Here is a 5,381-nt window from a genome sequence, read left to right as displayed (position 1 = left end):
CGGCACGCGAGCACGGCCCGGTCCGGTTCGATGCGCTGGCCGATGACGACGAGGCCGAGCTCGTCGAGGCGGCAGAAGGCGGTCAGGTCAGGGCAGGCGAAGCCCGCCGGCGGGGTAGCGTCGTGCACGTCGAGGTCTTCCGGATGGGCAGTGTGAGAACTTCCATCCTCGGAAGACCTCGACGTCTCCCCGGGCACCGACGCGCCGAGCCCTACGCGACGCTAGCTACACCCTCAACTGCGAAGAGCCAGTTTGGGTTCTGGGTGATCTGCTGCGCCACACGTCACAGTTCCTTTACTATCCGGCAGCAGTCTGTGCCATCAAGAAACCAGGACCGACATGCCGCCGTTGCCATTCACTGACCAGGACGTGGTCGTGGCGTTTCCCGAGTTCGCTGTAGACGTGCCCCACGTCGGAACTGGCGTCGACAAGGTGGCGTACCGCGCGACGAGAGACGCTGAGGTCCTTGCCCTAAAGATTTTGAGCGGCGCGGTGGACGATGACGCCGACGAATTCGACGACGGACTCGTCACCGAGCGGTTCCGCCGGGAACTCCAGGGGATGGCGGACGTCGAGTGCCCGCACATCATCCGTGCCGTGGATGAACCTCAGGTCAGGATGATCGGCTCCACAAACCACGTCTGGTACACGGAACCGTTCATGATCGGTGGGACCCTTCATCAGCGATTGAAGAGTGGTCCGCTGACTTTGCCGGAGGTGGAGTCGCTGGCGGTCGCTCTGCTGACAGCAGTTGACGCTATGTGGAGCCAGGGCCGCATCGTGCACCGCGACATCAAGCCGAAGAACATCGGGTTCGACGGTGCTGGATCCCCTGTCCTCTTGGATCTCGGCATCGCACTGTTCACGGAGATGTCCGATATCACTGAGTCCTCCCTCACCGGGCCGGGGTCGCAGTTCTACGCGGCCCCCGAACAGTTCTTGCCGAAGAACCGGAGCACGATCGACTTCCGCACCGACCTCTTCCAGATTGGCATCGTCTTGGTGGAGGCCCTCACGGGGGCACATCCCTTCCGGGGAGCGGCCGACTACTACCGCGCGCTGACGAACTTCGACATCGCGTCGCTAGGCAGCGTGCCGATCACTGAGCATTTGAGGACGGCGATCCCCCGTCTGCTTGCGGCCCACCAAAGCCGACGGTTCCGCACAACAGCGATGGCGCTCGCCTCGCTCGGGGAGGTCTGAGTGTTTTACATCCAGCACGGCCACGGTAAGGCCGCGAAGATCGCGAACGTGTCCCAACACGCCCCGGTAGCCGGGGTGATCCTGAGCCCCGCACACGAAGATATGCAGCGGTTGGCCGACACTGCGGATGATTGTCGCAGGCGAGGTCTAGACGTACTGCTCGATCCGCAGTCCTACATCTACACCCTGAGCCCGCTTGGAATCGCCCGGCACCACAAGAGCCACGGACTCGAGTTCTTGAAGTTGCACTGGTCTCAGACAGCTGACGCTGTCAAGAACCACGTCGACGCCGTTTTCCTCGCGAATCAGAACATCGGGCACGGTGGGCCGTTCATCGCTCCGTCTCCCTACCAAGCCAACCTGACCGACTATTGGATGCCGACTGCGCTTCAATACGGTCGCACGAGCAGTGCGGAGTGGGGCGCCGACAAGACCGTCGCGTCCATCGTCCTAGACGAGAACGTCCTTCGTTCGTGGGGTGGCGTCCAGGACTGGCTGGACATCATCACCACGCTGGACGTCTCTGGGTTCTACCTCCTGGTTAATCGAAGCCGACCGGTGTACCCGCCAGCGCCTTGGGAGTCCCAGGTCTTGGCCAATTTACTCCGCGTGATCTACACGCTCACCGAGATCAACGGCTACGAGTTGACCTGGGGATACGCGGACATCGACGGCCTGCTCGGGATCGCGGCGGGGGCAACCGCGATTGCGTCTGGCTGGACGTACGGCTTGCGCGCGTTCTCGACGTCGAAGTGGAACGAAACCAGGACCGGCGGGGCGTCCCCGGTTCCGCGCGTGTACCTGCCGAGGTTGTGGGCGCCACTTCGAAACAACGAGGCGGAGGACCTCTTCGGCACGACAACTGGTCGCAGGATGTTTCCGCCTTCCCTGCGCTCTCACTTCGACGCACACGGATTCGACTCATGGAGCATCGCGGAAGCACAAGAGCAGTACCTCACGTACCTCGCGAAGAGCGTCGACGCGCTCACCCAGCGCGGAGGTGTGACGGACCGCGTCGCGACTCTTGTCGACCTCCTGCAGGCGGCATCCGCAAGATTCGACGAGATTTCTAGGTTGGGTATCGCGCTCGACGGCCGATACGCCGGACGGGTGAGGGCCTACCGAGAAGCGTTGGACCTCTTCCGAAAGTCGGAGAGCCTGTAAGCCGTCCCATTGTCGAGGCCGCGAACCAACAGTTCGAGAAGCCAAAGTCGCGACGCGATAGACGGGTTGCCCGGCTTTGCAGGCCGTGCCCACTCGATGTCGCGTTCGCCCTGAAGGAGCAGTCCGCAACCGTAGAAGTCGAGGGACCGTCCGGACTCGGCGGGCATCTCGCGCTGCGGCATCAGCACCGCCGAACGATGGAAGTGGCGACGAAAGCGCGATACCTGTTGCAGGGCTCGGCGCCAGTCTCGCATCTTCGCCTCGACGGCAAGCGTGTCGACGAGTAGGTCGGCGATTCGTTCGCTGTCCACGTCCCCCCATCCCCGAGCAGCAGCGCCTCGACGCACGGTGGCACCGTAAGAGGGCGAGACGCCGATCCGGCTCCCACTAAAGGACGGGTCTAACGCTCGTGCTGCCGCAGCCGAGGGGATGTGTAGGCCAGAGCGTCGGTACTTCGCCAGAGCATTGGCCTGCATGGTCACGAAGACGAGGTCAGGGCGGCCGGAGCCGCCCAACTCCGGCTCCTCAATGACATAGAGCGTGCGTCCCGTGCCGGGCCGAATAACAGCGCTCGACAGTTCGAGGAATCGGTCCGTGAGGAGGCGTTCCTGGATCGGGATTCCGACCGAGCGGCGGCTCGCCGTCACTGTCGCCACTCCACCCGCGAGATCGTCGCTTCCCGTGGTGGCCAGCATGGGATCAGCATAGTTGTTCGGCCTGCTTAGCCTGACCCGCCTTGCAGAGAGTCATAGTCGCCAACCTCCTCGTTGAACTCGGCGGGTCATCTGTTGTTCGCGTAGAAGGCCGCCGGAAGACTTAGTTGCAGGCACTTCCCAACTGAACAGGAGGAGGTGAAACTGTCTTTCAACGACCGTCGCCAGGCCAAGATCGCCGCAAGCCGGTCCGGCCATGGCCCAGCGTCATTCTGGGCGAACTGATCGCGGCGGCACCTGCTCCTGGCAGTCGTTGGCCGAACGCAACGGCGCTCCCTGCCGCGCGCCCTGCCGCTCACGCGGCAGGGGCATTCCATTCCGGCAGGGACGTCGGACCGCGCCGGGAACTGCGTCGCGCGCCGTGACCGGTGGGTGGGCGAACGAGGCCGGGGCTGGGCACGGCATACTGACCTCGGATGGGCTGCGTCGCACTGAACCACACAAATGTTGTTCCGAGGGTTCTGTCGATGTAACTACCCACGTCCCGGGCCCCTGGGACGTGCAAACTTATGCTCTGACCTGCTCATTGCGGACAACGTAAGCGGCAAAGAGGCCCGCGGCGGGAACGTAGACGGTCACGTCGTGGAACGTCCGGTTCCTCGCCGGGGCCGCAACCATCATCTGAGAGCCTTGCGTGAGTGTCCCTGAGCTCCGAGTCACACCTTCTACTTGGACGCTGTGCGACGGAGGGTCAGCAGTACTTCGTCTGGTCCAACCTTCGCGCAACCTACGCCCGCTCATGCCGAGAGTCGGGCGTCGTGCCAGCTCGCGGTGACCGTCTGTTGCCGACGCTGCAGGCAAGCCGCCCAGCAGCCGCGCTACGACACGGGGCTCGCGGACACTCTGCCGACCCTTGCCGGTGAGTCAGCGACGTGCGCGGATGACAGAGGCGGCGATCGCGACCACGACTGCCCAGAACGTCAATGAAGCGGCGAAGATGGCCCACGACAGCATGGGCCGAGTCTAGGACCACATGCAGTGCTAGCGGAGCTTCGCGAGACGTGTCCGCCCATGCCGCCATCAGTGCGCGTTGAGGTCAATGATCGGGAATGACGGCGCTGTCTCAACCAGGCCACTTGGGCGACGCACGTCCGTTCGCGCCTCACACCTCGCGTCGGCCGCTGGAGCCGCGAGAAGCTCCCGGGAGCCTCTAGGCTGCCTTCCGCAGGACGAGTCGATGGGAGCTGAGGTGCGATCAACGCTCAAACTGCGGTTTACGGTCGTAGCGGCGGTAACGCTGGTAGCTTGTAACGGCGGCGCTCCTGCCGCCGACAACGTGCCCGGTTCAACTTCGCCACCATCGGCGCTGGCTTCCGTGTTGAAGCGCTGCCTGCAGGTGGATTTGAATCCAGTGGGCGATGGATCGCCGGCGATGGCACTGAAGCGGGCCAGCGCTGACACCTCGGTTGGCTTGACCTGCATCTACAGGGGTCCCGGTGGACTAACTATCACGTTTCACCAATACGCCGATGACGGTGAGCACCGGCGCGGACCTCTCTCGGACTTCGCCAAGGAGAAAGCCGCTCAACTCGAGGGCGTCGGCGACAACGCGTACATGAGCGCCCCTTTCGTGTTCAACGATGGCACCGCTCCGCCATACAGCACCGCGATGATCGCGTTCGATGTGCAGACTTCTCGCTGGAAAGGCATCGCTTCTGGCGACCCTGAGGACCTTGACCTGTTGCATGACCCGCTCGTCTCACTCGCCAAGAAAGTCGCGAAAGCTTCGGGGCGCTTCGGGCCCCTCCGACGGTCCGATATCCGGATAGCGCCCGAAGCCAGGACTCTGCTTGAAGACATTCGACCAGACGCACTCACCGAGATTCTGGACACTCCTACTGCGCCCCCTGCGGACCTCTCGCTGTCCGGCGACATGGAAACCGGGGAGACCTCGCAACGCCTGTCGTGGAGCACCGACGATCGCTCCGTCAGCGTCGCCCTCATCGATGGACCGGACACGCCCCGGGCATACATCGATCATCTCCTCAAGGTGCAGGCGTCCACGGGCTATCCACCCCTCCTCGAGTACGAACCGGCAGTAGGGCTAGGTGGAGGTGCCATGGCGTCGAGGCCAAGCAGCCAGATCCCGCCTCCCCCCGTCGCGTCCTTCGAGTACATCTTCGATCGCAACGGCGAGATCTACTCCATCGGCGTCAGCGACTCGGGGAGACACCGCATCTCTGAATCGGGCTCTTCGCAGTTGAGGGTGTAGCCAGCGTCGCGTAGGGCTCGGCGCGTCGGTGCCCGGGGWGACGTCGAGGTCTTCCGAGGATGGAAGTTCTCACACTGCCCATCCGGAAG

Annotated in this window: 4 protein-coding genes; 3 read left to right on the top strand and 1 reads right to left on the bottom strand. The window is 63.7% G+C overall.

What is annotated here, in order from left to right:
- The first annotated feature begins 375 nt into the window (after positions 1 to 375).
- Both L615_RS02270 and L615_RS02265 read left to right on the top strand, forming a co-directional pair.
- A complete protein-coding gene (locus L615_RS02270) occupies positions 376 to 1,203 on the top strand; it encodes a protein kinase domain-containing protein (protein ID WP_186449679.1) in 828 nt (275 codons plus the stop codon).
- Entirely contained in the window at positions 1,204 to 2,367 is a 1,164-nt protein-coding gene (locus L615_RS02265) for a hypothetical protein (protein ID WP_145723974.1), read from the top strand.
- Here L615_RS02265 and L615_RS02260 read toward each other — a convergent pair.
- The gene (locus tag L615_RS02260) at positions 2,322 to 3,062 is read right to left on the bottom strand and encodes a hypothetical protein (protein WP_145723973.1); all 741 of its coding nucleotides are present in this window, start codon (positions 3,060 to 3,062) and stop codon (positions 2,322 to 2,324) included. The two genes, L615_RS02265 and L615_RS02260, sit on opposite strands and share 46 nt — an antisense overlap.
- 1,195 nt (positions 3,063 to 4,257) lie before the next feature.
- Between L615_RS02260 and L615_RS02255 the strand changes: the two genes are divergently transcribed.
- Positions 4,258 to 5,292: a hypothetical protein gene (locus L615_RS02255; RefSeq protein WP_145723972.1), complete on the top strand. Its 1,035-nt coding sequence runs from the start codon at positions 4,258 to 4,260 to the stop codon at positions 5,290 to 5,292.
- The last annotated feature ends 89 nt before the right edge of the window (positions 5,293 to 5,381 follow it).

The sequence above is a fragment of the Nocardioides sp. J9 genome (genome assembly GCF_007829375.1).
Taxonomy (GTDB): Bacteria; Actinomycetota; Actinomycetes; order Propionibacteriales; family Nocardioidaceae; genus Nocardioides.
This window is presented reverse-complemented; position numbering and strand designations above follow the sequence as displayed.